At 71.5% G+C, this 23,076-nt stretch carries 23 protein-coding genes and 1 riboswitch; of the genes, 12 read left to right on the top strand and 11 right to left on the bottom strand.

Translation table 11 applies throughout. From position 1 onward, the window contains the following. Positions 1–308: 308 nt before the first annotated feature. Positions 309–914: a hypothetical protein gene (locus ACFWNV_RS24070; protein WP_383950640.1), complete on the bottom strand. Its 606-nt coding sequence runs from the start codon at positions 912–914 to the stop codon at positions 309–311. Then, positions 907–1,686 (bottom strand): alpha/beta hydrolase, encoded by a 780-nt coding sequence (locus ACFWNV_RS24065; protein WP_383950637.1) that lies wholly within the window; start codon positions 1,684–1,686, stop codon positions 907–909. Before ACFWNV_RS24065 ends, ACFWNV_RS24070 begins: the two co-directional genes overlap by 8 nt. Before the next feature lie 162 nt (positions 1,687–1,848). Between ACFWNV_RS24065 and ACFWNV_RS24060 the strand changes: the two genes are divergently transcribed. From ACFWNV_RS24060 to ACFWNV_RS24040, 5 genes are all read left to right on the top strand, one after another. Further along, entirely contained in the window at positions 1,849–2,640 is a 792-nt protein-coding gene (locus ACFWNV_RS24060; protein ID WP_383950646.1) for a lysophospholipid acyltransferase family protein, read from the top strand. A 38-nt stretch (positions 2,641–2,678) separates the two neighbouring features. Further along, positions 2,679–3,887, top strand: coding sequence for a MacS family sensor histidine kinase (macS, locus tag ACFWNV_RS24055; protein WP_383950635.1), 1,209 nt, complete (start codon positions 2,679–2,681; stop codon positions 3,885–3,887). 62 nt (positions 3,888–3,949) lie between these two features. Next, entirely contained in the window at positions 3,950–4,594 is a 645-nt protein-coding gene (locus tag ACFWNV_RS24050; protein ID WP_250743819.1) for a response regulator transcription factor, read from the top strand. Positions 4,595–4,778: 184 nt separating this feature from the next. Then, a complete protein-coding gene (locus ACFWNV_RS24045; RefSeq protein ID WP_383950632.1) occupies positions 4,779–5,807 on the top strand; it encodes a 6-phosphofructokinase in 1,029 nt (342 codons plus the stop codon). Between the two features lie 82 nt (positions 5,808–5,889). Then, positions 5,890–6,882 (top strand): 2-hydroxyacid dehydrogenase, encoded by a 993-nt coding sequence (locus ACFWNV_RS24040; RefSeq protein WP_383950629.1) that lies wholly within the window; start codon positions 5,890–5,892, stop codon positions 6,880–6,882. Between the two features lie 225 nt (positions 6,883–7,107). Here ACFWNV_RS24040 and ACFWNV_RS24035 read toward each other — a convergent pair whose 3' ends face one another. Further along, complete coding sequence (locus tag ACFWNV_RS24035; RefSeq protein WP_383950626.1) at positions 7,108–9,006, bottom strand: anthranilate synthase family protein; 1,899 nt, start codon at positions 9,004–9,006, stop codon at positions 7,108–7,110. Positions 9,007–9,295: 289 nt separating this feature from the next. Between ACFWNV_RS24035 and ACFWNV_RS24030 the strand changes: the two genes are divergently transcribed. Further along, the gene (locus ACFWNV_RS24030) at positions 9,296–10,660 is read left to right on the top strand and encodes a class II 3-deoxy-7-phosphoheptulonate synthase (protein WP_383950623.1); all 1,365 of its coding nucleotides are present in this window, start codon (positions 9,296–9,298) and stop codon (positions 10,658–10,660) included. Between the two features lie 162 nt (positions 10,661–10,822). Continuing rightward, on the top strand, positions 10,823–11,089 hold the full coding sequence (locus tag ACFWNV_RS24025) for a bacterioferritin-associated ferredoxin (RefSeq protein WP_383950621.1): 267 nt from the start codon (positions 10,823–10,825) through the stop codon (positions 11,087–11,089). Between the two features lie 40 nt (positions 11,090–11,129). Here ACFWNV_RS24025 and bfr read toward each other — a convergent pair whose 3' ends face one another. Next, positions 11,130–11,606: a bacterioferritin gene (gene bfr, locus ACFWNV_RS24020; RefSeq protein WP_112446344.1), complete on the bottom strand. Its 477-nt coding sequence runs from the start codon at positions 11,604–11,606 to the stop codon at positions 11,130–11,132. Between the two features lie 173 nt (positions 11,607–11,779). On the opposite strand from bfr, the gene ACFWNV_RS24015 reads away from it, so the two are divergent. Further along, entirely contained in the window at positions 11,780–12,412 is a 633-nt protein-coding gene (locus tag ACFWNV_RS24015) for a sulfite oxidase-like oxidoreductase (RefSeq protein WP_383950619.1), read from the top strand. A 48-nt stretch (positions 12,413–12,460) separates the two neighbouring features. Here ACFWNV_RS24015 and ACFWNV_RS24010 read toward each other — a convergent pair whose 3' ends face one another. From ACFWNV_RS24010 to ACFWNV_RS23995, 4 genes are all read right to left on the bottom strand, one after another. Continuing rightward, a complete protein-coding gene (locus ACFWNV_RS24010; protein ID WP_383950616.1) occupies positions 12,461–12,970 on the bottom strand; it encodes a DUF4396 domain-containing protein in 510 nt (169 codons plus the stop codon). A 101-nt stretch (positions 12,971–13,071) separates the two neighbouring features. After that, on the bottom strand, positions 13,072–13,947 hold the full coding sequence (locus tag ACFWNV_RS24005; protein ID WP_383950613.1) for a deoxyribonuclease IV: 876 nt from the start codon (positions 13,945–13,947) through the stop codon (positions 13,072–13,074). 9 nt (positions 13,948–13,956) lie between these two features. Beyond that, positions 13,957–15,936, bottom strand: coding sequence for a Stk1 family PASTA domain-containing Ser/Thr kinase (pknB, locus tag ACFWNV_RS24000; protein ID WP_383950610.1), 1,980 nt, complete (start codon positions 15,934–15,936; stop codon positions 13,957–13,959). Positions 15,937–16,490: 554 nt separating this feature from the next. Beyond that, on the bottom strand, positions 16,491–17,249 hold the full coding sequence (locus ACFWNV_RS23995; RefSeq protein WP_383950607.1) for a GntR family transcriptional regulator: 759 nt from the start codon (positions 17,247–17,249) through the stop codon (positions 16,491–16,493). Between the two features lie 190 nt (positions 17,250–17,439). On the opposite strand from ACFWNV_RS23995, the gene ACFWNV_RS23990 reads away from it, so the two are divergent. Next, positions 17,440–17,589, top strand: coding sequence for a hypothetical protein (locus tag ACFWNV_RS23990; protein WP_383950604.1), 150 nt, complete (start codon positions 17,440–17,442; stop codon positions 17,587–17,589). Beyond that, positions 17,582–17,803 (top strand): hypothetical protein, encoded by a 222-nt coding sequence (locus tag ACFWNV_RS23985; RefSeq protein ID WP_383950601.1) that lies wholly within the window; start codon positions 17,582–17,584, stop codon positions 17,801–17,803. Before ACFWNV_RS23990 ends, ACFWNV_RS23985 begins: the two co-directional genes overlap by 8 nt. Positions 17,804–18,372: 569 nt before the next feature. Here ACFWNV_RS23985 and ACFWNV_RS23980 read toward each other — a convergent pair. From ACFWNV_RS23980 to thiO, 3 genes are all read right to left on the bottom strand, one after another. Continuing rightward, entirely contained in the window at positions 18,373–19,185 is an 813-nt protein-coding gene (locus tag ACFWNV_RS23980) for a thiazole synthase (RefSeq protein ID WP_383950598.1), read from the bottom strand. Between the two features lie 5 nt (positions 19,186–19,190). Beyond that, positions 19,191–19,391 (bottom strand): sulfur carrier protein ThiS, encoded by a 201-nt coding sequence (gene thiS, locus ACFWNV_RS23975; protein WP_383950595.1) that lies wholly within the window; start codon positions 19,389–19,391, stop codon positions 19,191–19,193. After that, positions 19,388–20,587 (bottom strand): glycine oxidase ThiO, encoded by a 1,200-nt coding sequence (gene thiO / locus ACFWNV_RS23970; RefSeq protein ID WP_383950593.1) that lies wholly within the window; start codon positions 20,585–20,587, stop codon positions 19,388–19,390. The genes thiS and thiO overlap by 4 nt, the downstream gene beginning before the upstream one ends. After that, positions 20,585–20,697, bottom strand: a riboswitch (TPP riboswitch). Its footprint overlaps the gene before it by 3 nt. Positions 20,698–20,822: 125 nt before the next feature. On the opposite strand from thiO, the gene ACFWNV_RS23965 reads away from it, so the two are divergent. Next, complete coding sequence (locus tag ACFWNV_RS23965) at positions 20,823–22,067, top strand: NAD(P)/FAD-dependent oxidoreductase (protein ID WP_383950590.1); 1,245 nt, start codon at positions 20,823–20,825, stop codon at positions 22,065–22,067. A gap of 529 nt (positions 22,068–22,596) precedes the next feature. Next, positions 22,597–22,962, top strand: a complete 366-nt coding sequence (locus ACFWNV_RS23960) for an Rv2175c family DNA-binding protein (RefSeq protein WP_383950587.1) — start codon at positions 22,597–22,599, stop codon at positions 22,960–22,962. Positions 22,963–23,076 lie beyond the last annotated feature (114 nt).

Genomic DNA, 23,076 nt, shown 5'->3' with positions numbered 1-23,076 from the left:
GCCTCGCCGGCGTTTGAGGCGCGGGGTCTGGGGCGGAGCCCCAGGGGGTCCGGGCGCAGCCCGGTGCCCCGCTTCAGCCCGTCCGGCGTTTGAGGACCGGGTCAGGGCAGAGCCCTGGGAACGGTGGAAGGGCGGGTAGGGGACTCCGCCCCGCAGGGCCGACCACCCGCACTCGCCCACCGGGCCCACGCCGGGACGGCGGTGGTGGCGGCCCCGCCGGGCCACAGTCGGACGGAGTCCGGCGCGGCGGGGCGAAGCCCGGGAGGTCCGTCAGGGCCGAGCGGTGCGAGCTCCGCGTTGAAGAAGGGTCACACGACCGCGCCCCGACCGGGGTCGTCGTCCTCGTCCTCGTCCGTGGACATCCGCGCGACCAGCGTCGCGAAGCCGCCCAGGAAGCCGCCGACGCCCAGCGTCGTCAGCCACCAGGTCATCTCCCACTGGAGCAGCACCGCCAGGAGCAGCAGGACCGGTCCGCCCACCACCGCCAGCCAGGCGAACTTCGACGTCGCGTCCGCCTCCGGCAGCTCCGGCTCCGGGGGGACGAAGTGGCCCTCGTCCTTCGCCGTCTCGGGGGAATCGTCGGGGTCGGCCAGGGAGTGGTCCCGTGGACCCGGCCCGATCGCCCCGCCGCCCACGCCCGGGGCGAACACCACCGAACTCCCCAGAGCCGCCGACGGCGGTTCCGTGGAAGCAGGGGAGGCAGGGGAGGCCGGATCGGCCGGGGACACCGGGCCGGCGGCCGGGCCCGCCGGTTTCACGTCCTCCTCCGGCAGGAGGAGGTTCTCGATCGGCCGGAACGGTCTCGCGCCCGGCGGGTCCGCGGGCTCCTGGCCGTAGCCGGCCACGATCGCCGCCCACGCCGCTTCCTCGTCCAGCGGGGGGACACCCCCGGAGGACTCCTCGTGCTCAGCCACCGCTGGCCGCCCCCTCCCTGCCCAAGCTCTCCGACAGCCGTCCGACGAACGCGTAGCTGTCCGCGAAGATCCGCTCCGCGTCATGGTCCAACGTCGCGACGTGGTAACTCTGTTCCAGCAGCGTCTCGGTGACGTCCGTCGAGGACACCCGCGCCAGGATCCGTGTCGAGTCCGTCGGCCGCACCACATGGTCCTGCGGGCTGTGCAGGAGCAGCAGCGGCTGTGTCACCTGCGGCAGTTCGGTGTCCAGCATCTGCAGGAACTTCCGCAGCGAGTGCGCGGCCCGCGTCGGGACCCGGTCGTAGCCGACCTCTTCCGCGCCCGGCTTGGCGATGTCGCTCGCGATGCCCGGGGTCGACCGGATGAAGTGCTTGACCACCGGCAGGGCCACGGCCAGCGGGTCGTGGATCTTGTTGACCGGGTTGACGAGGACGATCCCGCTGATGCTGTCCCCGTGCTTGGCCGCCAGCCGCAGCGTCAGCGCGCCGCCCATCGACAGCCCGAAGGCGAACACCTGATCGCAGCTGTCGAGCAGCTCCCGCAGCGCGCGGTCCACCTCGGCGTACCAGTCCTGCCAGCCGGTGAGCTGCATGTCCTGCCAGCGCGTCCCGTGCCCGGGGAGCAGGGGCAGCGACACCGTCAGTCCCTGCGCGGCCAGATGGTCGGCCCAGGGCCGCATCGACTGGGGGGAACCGGTGAAGCCGTGGCAGAGGAGGACGCCGACCCTTCCGCCCTCGTGGCGGAACGGCTCGGCTCCAGGGAGGACGGGCACCAGGGTCTCCTTCGAGGGGGCGTGGGGTGCGTAGCGCTGTGTGACTTCACCGTACGCGACGGGGGTGACACCGACCAGGGTCGTCGGACCGCTCCGGGCGCAGCCACGGGATAAGGTCTGTTCGACAGACACAGGAAGGCTTTCGAGTTGATCTACGGCGCAATGAAGTTCTCGATCGGCGGTTCTCTGAAGCTCGCCTTCAGGCCGTGGGTGGAGGGCCTCGAGAACATTCCCGCAGAGGGGCCGGCGATCCTCGCGAGCAACCACCTGTCCTTCTCCGACTCCTTCTTCCTCCCGGCCGTGCTGGACCGGAAGGTCACCTTCATCGCGAAGGCGGAGTACTTCACCTCCCCGGGCGTCAAGGGCAAGCTGACGGCCGCCTTCTTCAAGGGCGTCGGCCAGCTCCCGGTGGACCGTTCGGGTGCGCGCGGGGCCGGCGAGGCCGCGATCAAGAGCGGCATCGACGTCATCGAGCGCGGAGAGCTGTTCGGTATTTACCCCGAGGGGACGCGTTCACCCGACGGCCGGCTGTATCGCGGTAAGCCCGGCGGTCTGGCCCGGGTGGCGCTGGCCACCGGTGCGCCCGTGATCCCCGTCGCGATGATCGACACGGAGAAGATCCAGCCGCCCGGCAAGGTCATGCCCAAGCTGATGCGCCCGGGCATCCGGATCGGCAAGCCGCTGGACTTCAGCCGCTACCAGGGCATGGACGGGGACCGCTTCATCCTCCGCTCGGTGACCGACGAGGTCATGTACGAGATCATGAAGCTCTCCGGCCAGGAGTACGTCGACATCTACGCGACGGCCGCCAAGCGCCAGATCGCCGACGCGGAGAAGGCCGCCGCCAAGAGCGAGAAGGCCGAGAAGGCCGAGCACACCGAGAAGGCCGAGAAGGCCGACGGCGCCGAGAGCAGCGCGCAGGCCGACCCGGCCGCCGCGGACAGCGACAAGTAGCAGCACACGGGCGGGACCGCCCGTACGGGGTGGGGGAGATGGCGAAGCGCGAGCGCGTCGTACGCATGTCGGTCGAGCAGCCGCTGTGGCGTGCCCTGACGGCCTACCGGCTGCTCACCATGGTCTACGCGGCCCTGCTGTTCGCCTCCGCCTACAACAAGTTCGACCGCCCCTGGATCGCGGCCTCCTACCTCGCCTTCCTGGCGGGCTGGACCCTGGTCACGCTCCCCAAGGTGGCCAACGCCGCCAGTTGCACCAAGCGGTTCCTGTGCGCCGACCTCACCGTCGCCTGCGTCGGGATCCTGCTCACCCCGCTCGCCGACAGCCACGAACGGGTCACGGGCGGCGGCCCCACGATCCCCTCCATATGGACCGCGGGCGCGGTCCTCGCCTTCGCCATCAAGGGCGGCTGGCGGTGGGCCTGTTTCGCCTCCAGCTTCGTCGCCGCCGCCAACCTCGTGCAGCGCGGCGAGCCCACCCGGGACACCCTGCACAACGTGCTGCTGGTCTGGGTGGCCTCCATCGCCATCGGCTACGTCGTCGAAGTCGCCCGGGCCAGTGAGGCCACCCTCGCGCGCGCCCTGGAGATCGAGGCGGCCACCCGCGAGCGCGAACGGCTCGCCCGCGACATCCACGACGGGGTCCTCCAGGTCCTCGCCATGGTCCAGCGGCGCGGTACCGAACTGGGCGGGGAAGCCGCCGAGCTGGGCCGGATGGCGGGGGAGCAGGAGGTCGCGCTGCGCACCCTGGTCTCCAGCGGGCTGGCGCGCCCCTCGCGGATCTCCCGCGACGAGGCGCTCGGCGCGATCGTGGCCGCCTTCGAGGTGGAGGACCCCGGCGAGGAGGAGGGCGAGCTCGATCTGCGGGCCCTCCTCGCCCCGCACGCCGGCTCGCGGGTGAGCTTCGCCGAACCGGGCACCCCGGTGCCGCTGCCGGTGCCCGCCGCGAGGGAGCTGGCCGCGGCGGTCGGGGCCGCCCTCGACAACGTGCGCAAGCACGCGGGCGAGGGGGCCAGCGCCTGGATCCTGGTCGAGGACTGGGGGAACGAGGTGATCGTGACCGTCCGCGACGACGGTCCGGGCATCCCGGCCGGCCGGCTCGACCAGGCCGAGGGCGAGGGCCGGATGGGAGTGGCCCTGTCCATCCGGGGCCGGCTCCGCGACCTCGGCGGCAGCGCCGAGCTGGTGTCCGTCCCGGGGCAGGGCACCGAAGTGGAACTGAAAGTACCGAGGGGGAGCACCAAGTGAACGAGTCGAGCGGGTCGAACGGGTCGAACGGTCAGAGCAACGACCTGGGCGGCATCAAGGTCATGGTCGTGGACGACCACCCGATGTGGCGGGACGCGGTCGCCCGCGACCTGGCCGCCGCCGGTTTCGATCTGGTGGCCACCGCCGGCGACGGACCCGAGGCCGTCCGCCGGGCCCGCGCCGCGGCCCCGCACGTCCTGGTCCTCGACCTCAACCTCCCCGGCATGCCCGGGGTCCAGGTCTGCAAGGAACTGGTCGGCGCCAATCCGGCCCTGCGGGTCCTCGTGCTCTCCGCGAGCGGCGAGCACGCCGACGTCCTCGAAGCGGTGAAGTCCGGCGCGACCGGCTACCTGCTGAAGTCCGCGGGCGCCCAGGAGCTCATCGACGCCGTGCGCCGCACGGCGGCCGGCGACCCCGTCTTCACCCCGGGCCTGGCCGGCCTGGTCCTGGGCGAGTACCGGCGCCTCGCCACCGACCCGGCGCCCGCCGCCTCCGACGAGCCGAAGGCCCCGCAGCTCACCGACCGGGAGACCGAGGTGCTGCGGCTGGTGGCCAAGGGACTCTCGTACAAGCAGATCGCGGAGCGCCTGGTCATCTCCCACCGCACCGTGCAGAACCACGTGCAGAACACCCTGGGCAAGCTCCAGTTGCACAACCGGGTGGAGCTCGTCCGGTACGCGATAGAGCGGGGCCTCGACGACGCGTAGGGCGCGCACGGGGGTGCCCGCGCGCCGGAGCCACCCCTCGTACGAGTGAACGGGCGGATGCAACGCCCCGCAATTCCCCCGGAATTGACCCTTCCCGGCATCTTGCTGTGACCTGAGTCACCACTAGCGTGACCGTCATGCGGGCCCCGCGGCCTCAGCGGGCCCTGTGGCGAAGGGAAATTCCATGAAGGTCGGAGTGCTGACGGGCGGCGGCGACTGCCCCGGGCTCAACGCGGTGATCCGCAGTGTCGTGCGCAAGGGCGTCCAGGAGTACGACTACGAGTTCATCGGTTTCAAGGACGGCTGGCGCGGGACCGTCGAAGGGCGCACCGTCCCGCTCGACATCCCCGCGGTCCGCGGGATCCTGCCGCGGGGCGGAACCATCCTCGGCTCCTCGCGCACCAACCCGTTCAAGCTGGACGACGGGGTCCGCCTGATCAAGGAGAACCTCGCGAAGTACGAGGTCGACGCCCTCGTCGCGATCGGCGGCGAGGACACCCTCGGCGTGGCCGCGAAGCTCTACGAGGAGTACGGCATCCCCTGCGTCGGGGTCCCGAAGACCATCGACAACGACCTGTCGGCCACCGACTACACCTTCGGCTTCGACACCGCCGTCGGGATCGCCACCGAAGCCATCGACCGGCTGCACACCACCGCCGAATCCCACATGCGGGTGCTCGTCGTCGAGGTGATGGGCCGGCACGCCGGCTGGATCGCCCTGCACTCGGGGCTCGCGGGCGGCGCCAACGTCATCCTCATCCCGGAGCAGCGCTTCGACGTGGACCAGGTCTGCGCCTGGGTGAGCTCGCGGTTCAAGGCGAGCTACGCGCCGATCGTCTGCGTCGCCGAGGGAGCCATGCCCAAGGACGGCGACATGGTGCTGAAGGACGGGACGAAGGACTCCTTCGGGCACGTCCGGCTGTCCGGCGTCGGCGAGTGGCTGGCCAAGGAGATCGAGGCGCGGACCGGCAAGGAGGCCCGTACGACCGTACTCGGACACATCCAGCGGGGCGGCACCCCGAGCGCGTTCGACCGGTGGCTGGCCACCCGCTTCGGGCTGCACGCGATCGACGCGGTGCGCGACGGGGACTTCGGGAAGATGGTCGCGCTGAAGGGGACGGACATCGTGCGGGTGCCGATCGCCGAGGCGACGGCGAAGCTGAAGACGGTGGACCCGGCGCTGTACAAGGAGGCCGGCGTGTTCTTCGGCTGAGCCGGGGGCGCGGGTGCGGGGCATGGGTCGTAAGGTGACAAACGACCCATGGTCCGATTCTTTGTGCAGTACGGGAGCGAACGTGGAAATCCTGGCATTCGGGGTGACGGCGGACGAGAAGCCGCTCATCGAGAAGGCATTCGCGGGGCAGCACGAGGTGCGCTGCCTGGACGTCTTCCTGAGCGAGGACACCGCCCCCATCGCCGCCGGGTACGAGATCGTCTCGTCCAGCGTCAACGCCGACCTGAGCGGGCGGGTCCTGCGGACCCTGGCGGCGGGCGGCACCAAGATGATCGCCCAGCGCTCCACCGGCTTCAACAACATCGACCTGGACGTCGCGCGGCAGCTGGGCCTCACGGTCGGCCGGGTGTCGTACTACTCCCCGTACTCGGTGGCCGAGTTCGCCTGGACCCTGGCGATGGCGGTCAACCGGCGGATCGTCCGGGCCTCCAACCGCACGCGGGACTTCGACTTCCGGCTGAACGGCCTGATGGGCCGCGACATGCGGGGCCGCACGGTGGGGGTGCTCGGCACCGGCAAGATCGGGGAGGCGTTCACCCGGATCGCCCACGGCTTCGGGATGAACCTGCTGGGCTGGGACGTGGCGCAGAATCCGGCGTGCGTGGAGCTCGGCATGAAGTACGTGGACAAGGACGAGCTGTTCGCCTCCTCGGACCTGATCAGCCTGCACGTCCCGCTGCTGGAGTCCACGCACCACATCATCGGCGCCGAGGCGCTGAAGACGATGAAGGACGACGCCATCCTGGTGAACTCCAGCCGCGGCGGCCTGGTCGACACGGACGCACTGGTCACGGAGCTCCGGTCGGGCCGCTTCGCGGGGGTGGGCCTGGACGTGTACGAGGCGGAGGCCGGACTCTTCTTCCTGGACAAGTCCCTCGTGGTCGTCGAGGACGACACCCTGGCGCGGCTGATCACCTTCCCGAACGTGGTCGTCACCTCCCACCAGGCGTACTACACCCACGACGCGGTGGGCCAGATCATCGACACCACGGTCGCCAACGTCGCGGACTACCTGGCGGGCCGCCGCTCGGAGAACACGCTCGTTCCTTCCTGACGCGCCGCTCGCACCACTCGGCCCTGGCGGGCCTCCTGGGCTTCGCACCGCTGCCCGTTCCCCGGGCTCTGCCCGGACCCGGTCCTCAAACGCCGGACGGGCTGGATACATCCAGCCTCGCCGGCGTTTGAGGCGCGGGGTCTGGGGCGGAGCCCCAGGGAACGGTGGAAGGGTGGGTCGGGGACGGCCCCGCGCAGCGGTGTGCCCGGGCGGACCGAGGCGGGGCTACGCCGGGGCCGGGGCCCGGACGGCGGCGACGAGATCGCGGACCAGCTCCGCGCCCCGCAGGGTCAGCACCGACTCCGGGTGGAACTGGACCCCCGCGAAGCCGCCCGTGAGGGAGCGGAGCGCGTGGACCTCACCCGTGACCGGATCACGGGACACCTCGATGCCCCGCAGGGCCAGGGACCGCTCCCGCTCCGCGGAGCAGTGCGCCGCGTACGTGTTGTAGAAGCCGACGACCTCCTCCGCCCCGAACAGCGGGATCCGCGTCTGCGCCCCCTGCGCCGGCTCCGCCTTGCGGACGAGCGGGAGCCCCAGCTCGGCGGCGAGCAGCTGGTGGCTGAGGCAGACCCCGAGGAGCCCGCCACGGTGCGAGGTCAGGAGCTCCGCCGTCAGCTCGCGCATCGCGCGGACCTTCGGGTCGCCGAAGTCCCCGGGGTCGCCCGGGCCGGGGCCGAGCACGATCGGCCCGTCCCAGGCCAGGGCGGCGGCCCGCAGCCCCGGGTCGTCGTAGCGGCGTACGGTCACCTCCAGCCCGGCCACCCGCAGCACGTGCCCGAGCATCGAGGTGAAGGTGTCCTCCCCGTCCACCACCAGCGCGTGCCCCGTCACCCGCGCCGGCCGCTCCTGCATCCGCAGCCAGAACGGAGCCAGGTCCTCCCGGCGTGCGGCCAGGGCCGCCTGGACCCGGGGGTCGTCGGCCAGCCGGGCCCCCGCGAAGGAGGGCCGCACCGCAGCCGGGCGGACGCCCAGCGCGGCCAGCACCCCGGCGGCCTTGGCGTGCGTCTCCGCCACCTCGCCCGCCGGGTCGGAGTGCCGTACGAGGGTGGCCCCGACGGGCACCCGCAGCGCGCCGTCGGGTGCGATGTCCGCGGTCCGGATGAGGATGGGGGAGTCCAGGGTCTGCGCGCCCGAGGCGTCCACGCCCAGCAGGGCCAGCGCGCCCGCGTAGTAGCCGCGGCCGCCCGTCTCGTAGCGTTCGATGACCCGGCAGGCGTTCTGCACCGGCGAGCCGGTCACCGTCGCCGCGAACATCGTCTCCTTCAGCACCTCCCGCACGTCCAGCGAGGACCGGCCGCGCAGCTCGTACTCGGTGTGCGCGAGGTGCGCCATCTCCTTGAGCCGCGGACCGACGACCACCCCGCCCATGTCCCCGACCGTGCACATCATCTTGAGCTCCTCGTCCACCACCATGGACAGCTCCTCGGTTTCCTTGCGGTCCCCGAGGAAGGTGAGGAGGGAGTCGACGGTCGGCCCGCCGGCCGGATGGCGGTACGTACCGCTGATCGGGTTCATCACGACCGTGCCGCCGGTCATCCGTACGTGTACCTCGGGGCTGGCCCCGACGAGGGTGCGGTCCCCGGTGTGGACCACGTACGTCCAGTACGCGCCCCGCTCGCCCTCCAGCAGCCGCCGGAACAGTGCGAGGGCGTCGGCGCGGCCGAAGCCCTCGATCCGGCCCTCGTAGGTGCGCCGGATGACGAAGTTCGCGCCCTCGCCCCGGCCGATCTCGTCCTCGATGACCCGTCGGACGGTGTCCGCGTACTCCTCGTCGGGGACGTCGAAGCCGCCGCCGTCGACGCGTACCTCGTGGGCCGGCAGGGCGGCCAGCGCCTCGGCGAGCGGGATCTCGTACGTCTCCTCGGCGACCAGCACGCTCAGCGGGGTGCCGTCGTCGCGCACGTCGAACCCGCGCTCCCGGATCTGGCGGAAGGGGACGAGCGCCAGGGCGGGTCGCTCGCCGACGGGCAGGTCGGCCAGCTGCCCGGCCTCGTGGACCGGGCCGATCAGCAGCTCGACGGTGTCGTGGTCGCGGCCGGGCGTACGGCGGCGCAGGAGCGCGAAGGGCGGGCAGGTGTCGTCGAGCAGGCGGCTCAGGAGCGGGTGCGGGTGCGCGTGCATGGAGTGGGCGTCCTATCCGGTTTCGGCGGGTGGGACGGCCCGGTGTTTCCAGTGGAAACGCGGAAGGCCGCCCCTCGGGGCGGCCTTCGTATCGCTCGTGTCTTCAGGTACGCGCGAGAAGTGGGCCGCCGGGAGCGGGCCACCACCAGTTCTGGTTCGAGTGCGCGTACATGCTCCGAACCCTAGCCCACGGGTCCTGCGAAGGGAGGTAAACGGGTGAGTAACACAGTGAGAGACATCCGTCTCACGTAGTGGTCCTCGACCGGGACGTGGGGTGTGACGCCGTAATGTGTGTGGGGTGACCGTGAACGCTGAAACCCAAGCCCCCGCCTCCAAGGCGACCTGGCGAGACCTTCCCGCGGCGCAGCAGCCTTCGTACCCCGATGCCGAGGCCCTGCGCGCTGTCGTCGCGGACCTCGAGTCGTATCCTCCCCTCGTTTTCGCGGGCGAATGCGACCAGCTGCGCGCCCGCCTGGGAGCCGTCGCCAAGGGCGAGGCGTTCCTGCTGCAGGGTGGCGACTGCGCCGAGGCCTTCGATGCCGTCTCCGCCGACCACATCCGCGCCAAGCTGAAGACGCTGCTCCAGATGAGCGCCGTCCTGACGTACGCGGCCTCCGTGCCGGTCGTCAAGGTCGGCCGCATCGCCGGCCAGTACTCCAAGCCGCGCTCCAAGGACACCGAGACCCGCGACGGCATCACCCTGCCGACCTACCGCGGCGACTCCGTGAACGGCTTCGCCTTCACGGAGAAGTCCCGCGTTCCGGACCCCGAGCGCCTCAAGCGCATGTACCACGCGTCGGCCTCCACGCTGAACCTGGTGCGCGCCTTCACCACCGGCGGCTACGCCGACCTGCGCCAGGTGCACGCCTGGAACCAGGACTTCGTCAAGAACTCCCCGTCCGGGCAGCGCTACGAGCAGCTCGCGCGGGAGATCGACAACGCCCTGAACTTCATGAAGGCGTGCGGCACCGACCCGGCCGAGTTCAAGGCCGTCGAGTTCTACGCCTCCCACGAGGCGCTGCTCCTCGACTACGAGGGCGCCCTCACCCGTACGGACTCGCGCACGGGCCGGCTGTACGACACCTCGGGCCACATGGTCTGGATCGGTGAGCGCACCCGCCAGCTCGACCACGCGCACATCGAGTTCTGCTCGCAGATCGCCAACCCGATCGGCATCAAGCTCGGCCCCACCACCACGGTGGACGAGGCGCTCACCTACATCGACCGCCTCGACCCCGAGCGCGAGCCGGGCCGCCTGACCTTCGTCGTCCGCATGGGCGCCGACAAGGTCCGCGACAAGCTCCCCGAGCTCGTCGAGAAGGTCACCGCCTCCGGCGCGACCGTCGCCTGGGTCACCGACCCGATGCACGGCAACACCTTCGAGGCGGCCTCCGGCCACAAGACGCGCCGTTTCGACGACGTGCTCGACGAGGTCAAGGGCTTCTTCGAGGTCCACAAGGGCCTCGGCACGCACCCGGGCGGCATCCACGTCGAGCTCACCGGTGACGACGTCACCGAGTGCGTGGGCGGCGGCGACGAGATCTTCGTCGACGACCTGCACCAGCGCTACGAGACGGCCTGCGACCCGCGCCTCAACCGCAGCCAGTCCCTTGACCTGGCGTTCCTCGTCGCCGAGATGTACCGCGACCAGTAGGCGCCAGCGCAGTGTGAGCACCGCATGACGATGGGGCGCGGATCGAATGTGATCCGCGCCCCATCGTCGTACCCGGGTCTTTTAGGGAACCCTAAGTTTGGGTAGGGTTAGGTAAGCCTCACCGAATAGGGGATGGCTGGCCGAACCGTTCCTGTCAGGGAGGTGAACCGCGTGTACGTCTGCTCTTGTTTCGGGATCACCGACAAGCAGGTCAAGGACCACGCGGCCGCCGGGGCCTGCACCCCCCGCCAGATCGCCTCTGTCACGAAGGCCGGCACCGACTGCGGTTCCTGCGTGCGGACCATCCAGGGCCTCCTCGGCCGCGGGGCCTGCCCGCGCCGTGAGCTGCTGGAGAAGGGCGACGCCGCCGCCGTGCTCGCGGCCGATCCGCTGGTACCGGTCGGTGCGGAGCTCGCCGAAGCAGCGTAGGAGAAGCGGCGCAGGACGGGCCGTGCGTACCCCGTAAGGACTAGCTCGGCTGCTCGATGAGCTGCGCGATGTAGAGCGCCTCGCCGATGGACTCGATGAGCTCCAGCTGGGTGTCGAGGTAGTCGATGTGGTGCTCCTCGTCCTCCAGGATCTCCTCGAAGAGCCGCGCCGAGGTGACGTCACCCTTGCCGCGCATGACCTCGATGCCGCGCTTCAGGCGGTCGATCGCCTCGACCTCGACCTGGCGGTCGGCCTGGAACATCTCCGTCAGCGTCTGGCCCACGCGGACGTGGAAGAGGCGCTGGTAGTTCGGCAGACCGTCGAGCATCAGGATGCGCTCGGTGATCTTGTCCGCGTGCTTCATCTCATCGATGGACTCTTCACGCGTGTACTTGGCGAGCTTCGTCCAGCCCTTGTTGTCCTGGATCCGGTAGTGGAGCCAGTACTGGTTGATGGCCGTAAGTTCGCCGGTCAGCTGCTCGTTGAGAAACTCGAGGACCTCGGGGTCGCCCTGCATCGCAGAGGCTCCTTCCAAGCAATGTCAGCAATGTGACGGGGCAGGTGCGCGCATCCTTGCACCGCCGCAGGAGGCCGTCCAGTAAGTGCCTCCTTAGTGGGAGTTACCGTGACTTGCCCGAATCCGGGCGAAGCTGGTCACGACCACCCCGCCAAGTCTGTCACCATGGATGCATGGGTCAGCCGGAAAGCCGGGAATCTCCGGGATCAGAGCAACTGGAGCTTCCCCCGGGGCAGCGGTTGCAGCGAGGCTGGCCGGTCACCCACTACGGACCGGTACCCAAGTTCAAGCCCGAGCGCTGGGAGTTCCGCGTCTTCGGCGCGACGGCCGACGGCGAGAAGCACTGCTGGAACCACGAGGAGTTCGCGGCCCTGCCGTTCGAGTCCGTCGAGGCAGACCTGCACTGCGTGACGAAGTTCAGCATGACCGGTGCCGAATGGGGCGGCGTGCTCGCCCGCACGCTCCTCTCCCTCGCACCGCCGTCCCCGCAGGTCACACACGTGATGGTGTGGGCCGAGTACGGCTTCAGCTCCAACCTGCGCCTGGAGGACTTCGCCTCGGAGCGGACCGTCTTCGCCACGCACCAGGGCGGTGAACTGCTCACCGCCGAGCACGGTTTCCCGCTCCGGCTGGTCGTGCCCCACCTCTACGCGTGGAAGGGCCCCAAGTGGGTCCGCGGCATCGAGTACATGACCGCCGACCGCCGAGGCTTCTGGGAGGAGCGCGGCTACCACAACATCGGCGACCCCTGGCGCGAGCAGCGCTACTCGTACCAGGAGGAGCCGGGGGACGGCCCCGAGCTGTAGCTCGTGGTGCCGTAGTCCATCGTTGCCGTAGCTCATCGGTTCGGTGGCTCAATGGTGGTACGCGTGGACCACCGCGTGACCCTTTCCGCGGCCGATCATCCACTTGTTGACGGGCGTCGTGACGACGAAGGCCACCGCGAACGCGATCCCGAGCGTCGTCCAGAACAGCAGGTCCGACAGCATCGCGTCCATGGCTCCGGGCCAGAGCAGGATCACCCCGTTGTCGATCAGTTCCATGACGGCGATCGACAGGGTGTCCGCCGCCAAAGCCACCCGGATGGCCGTACGGAGGTCCAGGCCGGCGGCGCGGACCCCGCGCAGGGTGAGCGCGTAGCCGAAGAAGAAGGCCAGGGCGATCGCGAGGACCATCGTCGGGGCGTTTCCCCAGCCGAGCGCCGTGCCGATGACCATGCCGAGCACCTCGCCGATGGCGCATCCGGTGAGGCAGTGGAGCGTGGCCTGCGCGGCGGCGGCCCAGGTGACCTTTCCGCCGGCGGTGCCGTGGCCGTGGTGCTCGTGCCCGGCGTGACCTTGGTGCTGCTCGTGCGCGTGTTCCATGACAACCCCCTGGCGAGGAACCCTGGCGAGGAACGCCGGATAGCGGCTCTGTCGGTCGGTATGACAGAACCGTATACCCCCCTGGGGTATTCCTCAACAGGTCAGCGGAGCTCGCGCAGCTCCTTCAGCAGCGCCACGTCCGCCGCGTGCCCCTCCTTGCCGCCCGGCGTCTCGGTGATCAGGGGGACGCCCTCCATCGCCGGATGCGTGAACAGTTCCGCGAAGGCGTCCCGGCCGATGTGGCCCTGCCCGATGTTCGCGTGCCGGTCCTTGTGGGCGCCCACGCCCTCCTTGGAGTCGTTGGCGTGCACCAGCTTCAGCCGGCCCTCGCCCACCGTGTCCACCAGCAGGTCCAGCGTCTGCTTCGTCCCGCCCGGCTCCGCCAGATCGTGCCCGGCCGCGAAGATGTGGCAGGTGTCGAGGCAGATCCCGAGCATCGGATGCCGGTCGAGGGCGTCGAAGTACGGGCCGAACTCCTCGGCGGTCGAGCACAGCGAGGAACCCTGCCCGGCCGTGGACTCCAGCAGCAGGAAGGGGTCCTCGTCATGGGTCAGCTCGTCCAGCAGCGGCAGCATGTGCTCCCTGACCTGCGCGTACGCCGCCTCGCGCGGCCGGCCCCCGGTCGCCGAGCCGGTGTGCACGACCACCCCGAGCGCGCCGATCGCCCGGGCCCGGCGCAGCGAGTGCCGCAGCGATTCCACGGACTTCTCGACGGTGGCCTCGGTGTGCGAGCCGAAGTTGATCAGGTACGGCGCGTGGACGTACGCCGGGATCCCCTCGGCCGCGCAGGCCTCGCGGAACAGCTCGTCCTGCGCCGGATTGCCGACCGGGGTGGCCCAGCCGCGCGGATTGGCGACGAAGACCTGGACGGCCTCGGCGCCCATCTCGCGGGCGTAGGCCAGCCCGACCGAGGCGAGCCCGCCCGCGACGGGCACGTGCCCGCCGACTGGATTGCGGCCCGTTGAATTGGTGTTCATGGCGTGCTGTTACAGCCCCTTGGTCCTGATGGTGATGGTGCTGCCCTCGGCGGCGTTCTGGCCCGCGGGGACCGACTGGGAGTCGACGGTGTTGCTGAAGGAGAGGAAGGGCTTGTCGACCTTGACCTTGAAGCCCAGTCCCTCCAGGGTCGCGCGGGCCGCGTCGGCCTCCTGCCCGGTGACGTCCGGGACGGGGATCTGACGGGGGCCCTTGGACACGGTGAGGGTGACGGTGTCACCCGCGGCGGCCTGGCTGCCGGCGCCGATCGACTGGTTGGCGACCGTACCGGCGGGGGAGGGGGAGTTCACCTGCTCCGGGGCCGTCTCCACCTTCAGGCCGAGGCCCTCCAGGGTGGAACGGGCCTGGTCCAGGGGGGTACCCGTCACGCGCGGGACCGGCACCGGGCGGCCCTTGCTGACCACCATCGCGACCAGGGTGTCGAGCGACCGCTTCTGGCCGCCCGCCGGGTCGGTACTGATCACCGAGCCCTGCGCGACGTCCTGACTGAAGGCCTGCGTGACGGCCCCCGGCGTCAGGCCGACCGAGGTCAGTTCGGCCTTCGCGGCCTCCAGGGGCTTGCCCTTGAGGTCCGGAACGACGACGACCTCGGGTCCGCGCGAGATGGTGAGTGTCACCGCGCCGTTGCCGCGGATGCGCTTGCCGCCGGAGGGGTCGGTGTTCATCACGGTCCCCTTGTCGAAGGCCGCGCTGAACTTCCGGTCGACCCGCTTCACCCCGAGCCCGGCCGCCGACAGCTGTGACTTGGCCTCCGCCTCGGTCTTGCCGAGCAGGTTCGGGACCTTGGTGAACTGGCCGGAGCTGATGTACCAGACCCCGGTACCGAGGCCGAGGAAGAGCAGGACGCCGAGTACGACGAGCAGCGCGCCGGGCCGCCGGATCCGCGAGGCGGCCGACGTCGGCGCCGGGGGCAGCGGCGGAGCGGAGAGCCGGGAGGTGTGGGAGACGGGCTCGGCGTGCGAGGCGTGTGCGGGATGCGCGGTGTGCGCGGCATGCGACGCGGGCACGGCATGCGAGGCGTGCGCGGCCTGGGTGGTCACCGGGCGCGGGATCACGCTGGTCCGGTCCTCGGCGGCGGTCCGCTCGGCGGCCCGGGCCTGCGGCGGTACGGCGTCCAGCTCGGAGTCGCTGAGCTGGACGCGGGCCTCTATGGCCAGCCCGAGGAGGGCGGCCGCGTCGTAGGGACGCAGGTCGGGATGGCGGGCCGTGGCCTGGGCGACGAGCTCGTCGAGCGCGACGGGCAGCCCGGGGACGGCGGCCGACGGCGGCGGAACGTCCTCGTTGAGGTGCTGGTAGATCACCTGGGCCGGATTGGACCCGGTGTGCGGCTTGGAGCCGGTGAGCATCTCGTAGAACACGACCCCGGAGGCGTAGACGTCCACGCGGGTGTCGGTGACGCCGTTCTCGATCTGCTCGGGGGCGAGGTAGGAGACGGTGCCGAGGACGGACCCGGTGGTGTTGGTCACGGAGTCCACGGACCGCACCAGCCCGAAGTCGGCCACCTTGACCCGGCCGTCGTCGCCGATCAGCACGTTCTCGGGCTTCATGTCCCGGTGCACGAAACCGGCACGGTGCGCGGCGCCGAGGGCGGCGAGCACCGGTTCGAGGATGTCGAGGGCCGCGCGGGGCTGGAGCGCGCCCCGCTCGCGGAGCACGTCGCGCAGGGTGCAGCCGGACACGTACTCCATGGCGAGGTACGTGTACGGGCCGTGCGTCCCCTGGTCGAAGACGGCCACCACGTTGGGATGGGCCAGCCGGGCCACGGACTTCGCCTCACGGATGAACCGGTCGACGAAGCCGGGGTCGGCGGCGAGGGCCGGGTGCATCACCTTGAGGGCGAGAATCCGGTCCAGGCGGGTGTCGACGGCCCGGTAGACCGTGGCCATGCCGCCGGCCGCGATACGGGCGTCCACGCGGTAGCGGCCGTCGAGCGTCTGCCCGACGAGCGGGTCATCCAGGGTCGTATCCACCCGCCGATTCTACGAGGGCCGGATGGCCCCCCGTCCCGGCCGCCTGGGGGTTGCAGCGCAGCTGTGACGTGGGCGGGTACGGAGCCTGACGGGCGCGGGACCCTCACCCCCGCGGGCCGCACCCGGTCCCGCTTCTCCCACCGGTGCCCTCGACGAAGGAGCGGGACCGGGGGAGGACGGGACCGGGCCCGGCCGGGAGCGGCGAAGGCTTTGGGGTTTCCCGTCAGCCTCATCGTCCTTCCGCGTCGGGCCGGCCTGTCAAGGGCGCTCACTGCGTTCGCGTCGCTCCGCGACGGCCTTCGGCCGCCCTTGACAGACCGACCCGCCACGGAAAAACGAAGGCAGCCGGAAAACCCCAAAAGAACGGCCTGGCCAGAGGGACATGAACGGCCATGCCGCACAGCCCATCCCCGCTCCGGGGGACCGGCCCCGGGCCCGGGCGACCACGAAGACCTCAAGGTCGACCACGGGCGCATCAGATCGCTACACGCACCCCATGGCCAAGCGTCTGCCGGCCGTCCGAAGCCGACCTCTCAAACACCCACCCAAGCCCTCTAGGCGTCGAAGTCGTACTCCAGGACGTAGGAGGCGGAGTCCAGAGTCATCTCATTGAACTCAACGGCCCGTCCACCTTCGGCGAACGCGGTGCGGGCGATCTGGATGACAGGTGTGCCCACCGAGAGCGAAAGGCGTTCGGCCTCGTCGGCGGAAGGCATCCGGGAGCGAATCTCCTCACGGAAGTGGACCGGCTCGTGCCCCAGCTCGCCCAGCCTCGCGTACGTCCCACCAGGGCCGGTATCGGCTTGCGTGATGAGTGAGTTGGCGACGACGTCCGACGGTAGGTACGAGGTCGCGAGGAGCACCGGCTTTCCGTCAAGCACGAAGCGGCGGCTGCGCACCCAGACCCGGGACCCTGCGGAAACGCCGAGGGCGTCGGCGATGCGGATCGCGACCTCTTCCTCGCGCACCTCGATCTGGTCGACGACGAGGTCCCGGTCTTCGGTATCCGCGGACCAGATGGAACGGCCTGAGCCCCACTGCTCCTGTGCCAGGCGCTGGATCCCGCGTCGCCTCAGCGGTCTGAACGCCCGGACAAAGACACCGGCGCCTTTCCGCGCTTCCACGAGGCCTTCGTTCTGGAGCACGCCGAGGGCCTGTCGCGCGGTCATCCGGGCGACGCCGTAGGTGGCCATGAGCTCGTTCTCACCTGGCAGGCGGTCGCCCGGGCCGTGCTCACCCGACTGGATGGCCGTCCTCAGCGCATCAGCGATCCGCTGGTACTTCGGCTGGCGGGAGCCGTCTTGGCTGGTCATCGAACGATCACTCCTTCTCCTCTCTAGACACCCTAGGGCTAGAGGTAGGCCACTGCGCGTACCGAACGCGGGGATCCATAGGGGTCACATCTCTAGAGATGTGTTGACAAGCCGCCCTGCGTCGGATGCAGTTGAGAGGTCTCTAGAGATGTCGTCTCTGAAGCGACCTCAAGACCGAGGAGTGATCTGAATGCTGCAGATTCCTGTGGAGAGGGCCGACTCCGAGCCCGGCACCGGCACCGCCACCAAAGAGGACAGCTCCAACGCGGATCTGCTCGATCGTGCGCTGGTCGGCTGGGAGCTCTTCCTCAGCAGCTTCGAGGGGGTCTCGGATGAATGAGCGCTACGAGTACGTTCCTCATCGACTTCTTCGCCACCTCGTTCGCGACATCGCATCCGGCGTCGAGGGGGAGTTGATGGCCGTGATCAACGAGAACGTCTCGGACTCCGACGCCCGAGCGCGCTGGATGAAGTTGGCCTATATCCGCGACGCGTCCGGCCGCGAGTTCACCACCTCGATCCAGAACGTCGAAAGCGTCAGCCGGGCGACGTGATCCGCATCCCCCCAGACGTGATGCACCAGCGCAACACCCTCGGGCTTGGGTAGGTGTTTGAGGCGTTGGCTTCGGACGGCCGGCAGACGCTTGGCTATGGGGTGCGTGTAGCGATCTGATGCGCCCGTGGTCGGCCGGGCCCGAGGCCGGTTCCCCGGAGCGGGGCTGCTCATGACCGGTATGACCGTTCATGTCTCTCTGGCGAGGCCGTTCTTTTGGGGTTTTCCGGCTGCCTTCGTTTTTCCGTGGCGGGTCGGTCTGTCAAGGGCGGCCGAAGGCCGTCGCGAAGCGACGCGAACGCAGTGAGCGCCCTTGACAGGCCGGCCCGACGCGGAAGGACGATGAGGCTGACGGGAAACCCCAAAGCCTTCGCCGCTCCCGGCCGGGCCCGGTCCCGCCCTCCCCCGGTCCTGACCGGCTGGGCGGTCTGGTCCCGCCCCGGCGCCGGAGGGGGCGGGTGGGCAGCCACCGGATCCGGGTGTGGGCCCGCGGGGGCGAGGGCCCCGCCCCCGCAGTGAACCCGTACGCCGTCGGGCCCCGCTCGCGCAGGGCCCCGTACACCCGACCCCTCAGAACGCCGGGCGTTCCGGGTCCAGGGTGGCTCGGCCTTGGTGGGGGGAGGAGGGCTCTGCGAAGCGGCGTTGGGGGATGCGGCCTGCGCGGTGGGCCAGGCGGCCTGCCGAGACCGCGTCGCGCATGGCCGCGGCCATCAGGACGGGGAGCTGTGCGCGGGTCACCGCGGAGGCGAGCATGACGGCCGCGCAGCCCAGTTCCATGGCCAGGGCCACGTCGGAGGCGGTGCCGGCGCCCGCGTCCAGGATGACCGGGACTCCGGCCCGTTCGGTGATCAGCTCGAAGTTGTGCGGGTTGCGGATGCCCATGCCGGAGCCGATGGGGGAGCCGAGCGGCATGATCGCCGCGCAGCCCACGTCCTCCAGTTTGCGGGCGAGGACCGGGTCGTCGTTCGTGTAGGGGAGGACGGTGAAGCCCTCGTCGACCAGGGTCTCCGCCGCGTCGAGCAGTTCGACGCCGTCGGGGAGGAGGGTGCGTTCGTCCGCGACGACCTCCAGTTTGATCCAGTCCGTGCCGAGGGCCTCGCGGGCCAGCCGGGCCGTCAGTACGGCCTCGCCGGCCGTGAAGCAGCCCGCGGTGTTGGGGAGGACGGAGATGCCGAGGCGGTTCAGGACGGACAGGACCGAGCCCTGGACCGTCGGGTCGAGGCGCCGCATCGCGACCGTGGTGAGTTCGGTGCCGGACGCGACCAGCGCCCGTTCCAGGATGTCCAGGCTCGGGGCTCCGCCCGTGCCCATGATCAGGCGGGAGGAGAAGGTCCGGCCGGCGAGGGTGAAGGCGTCGTCGGAGATGTCGCGCGTGTCCGCCATGGGGGTCAGCCTCCCTGGACCGCGGTGAGGACCTCGACGCGGTCGCCCTCGGTCACGGAGGTGTAGGGCCACTGGCCGCGCGGTACGACGGTTTCGTTGAGGGCGGCCGCGACCCCCTTGGTGGCTTCGGTGAGGGTGGCGATCACCGTGGCGAGCATGGTCCCGTCCGCGATCTCGCGCGGCTCGCCGTTGACGGAAATGGTCATGCGAACGACTCCTGTCGCGTGAGGGCCGACGTGAGGGTGAATCGGCGCGGGGTGAAGGGGCGGGCGATCTCCGGCAGTTCGCCGGTGGTCAGCAGGTCCGCCATCACGTCCCCGGTCAGCGGGGTCAGCAGGACCCCGTTGCGGTAGTGCCCGGTGGCCAGGTGGAGGCCGGGGAGTTCGGTCGGGCCGAGGAGGGGGGCGTTGTCCGGTGATCCGGGGCGCAGCCCCGCCCGGGTTTCCACCAGGGGGAGTTCGGTGATCCCCGGCACCAGTTCGTGGGCGTCGCGCAGGAGTTCGTAGACCCCGCCCGCCGTGACGGTGGTGTCCCAGCCGAGTTCCTCGCTGGTGGCGCCGACGACGAGTTCGCCGTTCTCGCGGGGCACGAGGTAGACGTGGCTGCCGCGCACCACGGCCCGTACGGTCCGCGACAGGAACGGCGCGTAGGACGGTGGCACCGAGAGGCGCAGCACCTGCCCCTTCACCGGCCGTACGGGGGCCACGGCCTCGGGCGGTACGCCGTCCAGCCGGCCGCTGAGCGAGCCCGCCGCCAGCACCACCTGGTCGGCGCGCAGCTCCGTACCGTCCGCGTCGTCGAGGACCGCGCCGCAGGCCCGGTCGGCGGCGGTCAGCAGCCGGGCCGCGCCGGCGCGGTGCAGGGTGACGCCGGCCCGTTCGCAGGCGGCCAGCAGGGCGGCGGCGAGGCGGCGGGGGTCGACCTGGTGGTCGCCGTCCACGCGCAGGCCGCCGCGTACGCCCGGAGCCAGCATCGGTTCCAGGCGGCGGCACTCGCGGCCGGTCAGCCACTCGGACTCCAGGCCGCAGCGGCGCTGGAGGGCGTGCAGCTCGCGCAGGTGCAGCCGGTCGTCGGCGTCGAGGGCGACGGCGAGGGTGCCGCAGGCGCGGTAGCCGATGTCCATGCCGCCGCTGGCTTCGGCGAGCTCGGCGGCGAACGCGGGGTAGCGGGCGGCGGAGGCGAGGTTGAGCCCGAGCAGGGTCTCCTCGCCGTAGTGCAGCTCGGTGACGGCGGCCAGCATGCCGGCCGCGACCTGGGCGGCGCCGCCGCCGGGGTCCGGATCGGCCAGCGCGGTGCGCAGCCCGCGCCGGGCCGCCCGCCAGGCGGTGACCAGGCCGATGATGCCGCCCCCGATGACGAGGACGTCGTGGCCGGGACTCCGGCCGTTCCGATATGAATGCATGGGCGTCCAGCCCCTCCCTTCGCCGGCATGACCCGGATCAGGTTCGTACGGTCGGAGGCCGGCCAGCCTCCCTCTCAGCCCGGTGCGCCCGGACTCCCGCGATAGGTTCGGTGCCAGAGTAACGCCGAGGCCGACGGCCGGTAAGGCTGCCTCCCCGGTGCCGGGGTGTGCCCGGCTCGCGGGAGGTTCCCGCCCGCTATTCCTGACGGACCGTCAGTTGATTAGGCTGGGCCGCGTGAGCGAGCAGACGGAACAGCAGACGCAACAGGCCGGCACCCCTCCGCGCGGAGTCGTGATCGTCGGCGCCGGCATGGCCGGGGTCCAGACAGCCGTCGCCCTGCGGGAACAGGGCTGGACCGGCCCCGTCACCCTGCTGGGGGCCGAACCCCACCAGCCCTACGACCGGCCCCCGCTGTCCAAGGCGGTGCTCCTCGGCAAGGCGGAGGACTCGGCCTTCGACGTCGACTTCGAAGAGCTCCGCATCGAGCTCCGGCTCGGCGTCGAGGTCACCGGGCTGCGCCCCGCCGACCGCGAGGTGGACACCGAGGCGGGCCCGGTCCCGTACGAGGTCCTCGCACTGGCGACCGGCGCCCTCCCGCTGACCCTGCCCGGCGCGGAGGGAGTCCCCGGGGTGCACCTGCTGCGCACCCTGGACGACGCGGCCCGGCTGCGGCCCGTCCTCGCGGCCGGCTCGGCGGTCGTCGTGGTCGGGGCCGGCTGGATCGGCGCGGAATTCGCCACCGCCGCCCGAGAGGCGGGCTGCGCGGTGACGGTCGTCGAGGCGGCCGACCGGGTGCTGGCGGGCGCGCTGCCCGCGGAGGTCGCCGAACCGATGGGGCGCTGGTACGCCCAGGCCGGCGCCGAGCTGCTGACCGGCGCGCGGGTGGCCTCCGTGGAGGCGGGCCGGGTCCTCCTCGCCGACGGGCGGGCACTGCCGGCCGGGGCGGTGGTGGTGGGCATCGGAGCCCGGCCGGCCACCGGATGGCTGGCGGGATCGGGAGTGGAGCTCGGTGCGGACGGGGCGGTGGTCGCCGACGAGCGGCTGCGCACCTCCGTGCCCGGGGTGTACGCGGTGGGGGACTGCGCCTCGTTCCCCTCGGGCCGCTACGGGTCCCGGCTGCTGGTGCACCACTGGGACAACGCCCTCCAGGGGCCGCGGGTGGTCGCCGCGGACATCGTGGCCGGGGGCTCCGGGGAGCAGGTCTACGACCCGGTGCCGTACTTCTGGTCGGAGCAGTTCGGCCGCTTCGTGCAGTACGCGGGGCACCACGGCGCCGCGGACGCGCTGGTGTGGCGCGGCTCCGCGGCGGACGACACCTGGTCGGTGTGCTGGCTGCGGGACGGGCGGCTGGTCGCGGTCCTCGCGGTGGGGCGGCCGCGTGACCTGGCGCAGGGGCGACGGCTCATCGAGTCGGGGGTCGCGGTGGACCCGGCGAAGGTTGCGGACCCGGGGGTTGCGCTGAAGTCAGCGCTGGGCTGACCCGGCGCTGACCCGGCGGGGCGCGGGTCGGGAACGGGTTCCGCCGGGGTACGGGGCCCTGGGCGCCCGGGCCCCGAGCCCCTGACCCGGCCCGGCCCGGGTCGGGCTGCGCCGGCTCCCGTTCCGGGCCCGCACCGTGCGGGTCCGGCCCCGCGGGGGAAGTCCCCTACCCGCCCTTCGCCCGTTCCCCGGGCTCCGCCCGGACCCGCTTCGGGGCTGCGCCCCGGGTCCCGTTCCTCGGGCTGCGCCCGGGCCTGCTTCGGGGCTGCGCCCCGGGTCCCGCCCCAGGGCTCTGCCCCGGACTGCGCGTCCCCGGCCCGGTTCCCCGGGTGCCCGGACCCGTTTGGGGCTTCGCCCCCGGGCCTGCGCCCGTCCCGATTCCCGGGCCTGCGCCCATCCCGAGTCCGTCCCGATGGCGGCTCGCTCCGGACCCGTCCGGCCCGTCTCCGGCCCCGGTCGCGGGGCCGCCGGGCCCCGGACGGGGTCGCTCGGGTACCGGCGGCCGCGGTGAGATGGCAGGCTTGTGCTCGTGACCGAGATTGACGCAAAGATCGATGCCCTTGTTCCCGCCTGGCTGTACCTCCCCGACATCGCGGAGATGCTCGACATCGAAGTGACCAAGGTTCGCCAGCTGGTCAAGGAAGGTCAGCTGCTCGCGGTGCGCCGCGGCGAGAACCGTTCCCTCCAGGTCCCCGCGGCCTTCATCGACGGAGACAAGATCGTCAAGGGGCTGGTCGGGCTGCTGACCGTGCTCCGCGACGACCGCTTCAACGATGCGGAGATCCTGGAGTGGCTCTTCACCGCTGACGAGACCCTGCCCGGCACCCCCGTGCAGGCGCTGAGCGAGAATCGCGGCACGGAGGTGAAGCGCCGCGCTCAGGCGCTCGCCCTCTGACCTGACTCCGCCGTACGGGCGCGGGGGGGGGGGGCCCCCCCCGGGGCCCCCCCCCCCCCGGGGTGGGCCCCCACCAAAACCCCGGGGGGCCCCAAAACCCCCCAAGCCCCCCCC

It is taken from the genome of Streptomyces sp. NPDC058401, assembly GCF_042722885.1.
In the GTDB taxonomy this organism is placed as follows: domain Bacteria; phylum Actinomycetota; class Actinomycetes; order Streptomycetales; family Streptomycetaceae; genus Streptomyces.
This window is presented reverse-complemented; position numbering and strand designations above follow the sequence as displayed.

Excerpts from the sequence above, each read along its gene's own strand:
- bfr (WP_112446344.1), bottom strand. The coding sequence starts at position 11,606 with ATGCAGGGCGACCCCGAGGTCCTCGAGTTTCTCAACGAGCAGCTGACC.
- ACFWNV_RS24005 (WP_383950613.1), bottom strand. The coding sequence starts at position 13,947 with ATGAACACCAATTCAACGGGCCGCAATCCAGTCGGCGGGCACGTGCCC.
- ACFWNV_RS23985 (WP_383950601.1), top strand. The coding sequence starts at position 17,582 with ATGAATGAGCGCTACGAGTACGTTCCTCATCGACTTCTTCGCCACCTC.
- ACFWNV_RS23990 (WP_383950604.1), top strand. The coding sequence starts at position 17,440 with ATGCTGCAGATTCCTGTGGAGAGGGCCGACTCCGAGCCCGGCACCGGC.
- thiS (WP_383950595.1), bottom strand. The coding sequence starts at position 19,391 with ATGACCATTTCCGTCAACGGCGAGCCGCGCGAGATCGCGGACGGGACC.
- macS (WP_383950635.1), top strand. The coding sequence starts at position 2,679 with ATGGCGAAGCGCGAGCGCGTCGTACGCATGTCGGTCGAGCAGCCGCTG.
- ACFWNV_RS24010 (WP_383950616.1), bottom strand. The coding sequence starts at position 12,970 with ATGGAACACGCGCACGAGCAGCACCAAGGTCACGCCGGGCACGAGCAC.
- ACFWNV_RS24045 (WP_383950632.1), top strand. The coding sequence starts at position 4,779 with ATGAAGGTCGGAGTGCTGACGGGCGGCGGCGACTGCCCCGGGCTCAAC.
- thiO (WP_383950593.1), bottom strand. The coding sequence starts at position 20,587 with ATGCATTCATATCGGAACGGCCGGAGTCCCGGCCACGACGTCCTCGTC.
- ACFWNV_RS24015 (WP_383950619.1), top strand. The coding sequence starts at position 11,780 with ATGGGTCAGCCGGAAAGCCGGGAATCTCCGGGATCAGAGCAACTGGAG.
- ACFWNV_RS23995 (WP_383950607.1), bottom strand. The coding sequence starts at position 17,249 with ATGACCAGCCAAGACGGCTCCCGCCAGCCGAAGTACCAGCGGATCGCT.
- ACFWNV_RS24035 (WP_383950626.1), bottom strand. The coding sequence starts at position 9,006 with ATGCACGCGCACCCGCACCCGCTCCTGAGCCGCCTGCTCGACGACACC.
- ACFWNV_RS23980 (WP_383950598.1), bottom strand. The coding sequence starts at position 19,185 with ATGGCGGACACGCGCGACATCTCCGACGACGCCTTCACCCTCGCCGGC.
- ACFWNV_RS24060 (WP_383950646.1), top strand. The coding sequence starts at position 1,849 with ATGAAGTTCTCGATCGGCGGTTCTCTGAAGCTCGCCTTCAGGCCGTGG.
- ACFWNV_RS24050 (WP_250743819.1), top strand. The coding sequence starts at position 3,950 with ATGGTCGTGGACGACCACCCGATGTGGCGGGACGCGGTCGCCCGCGAC.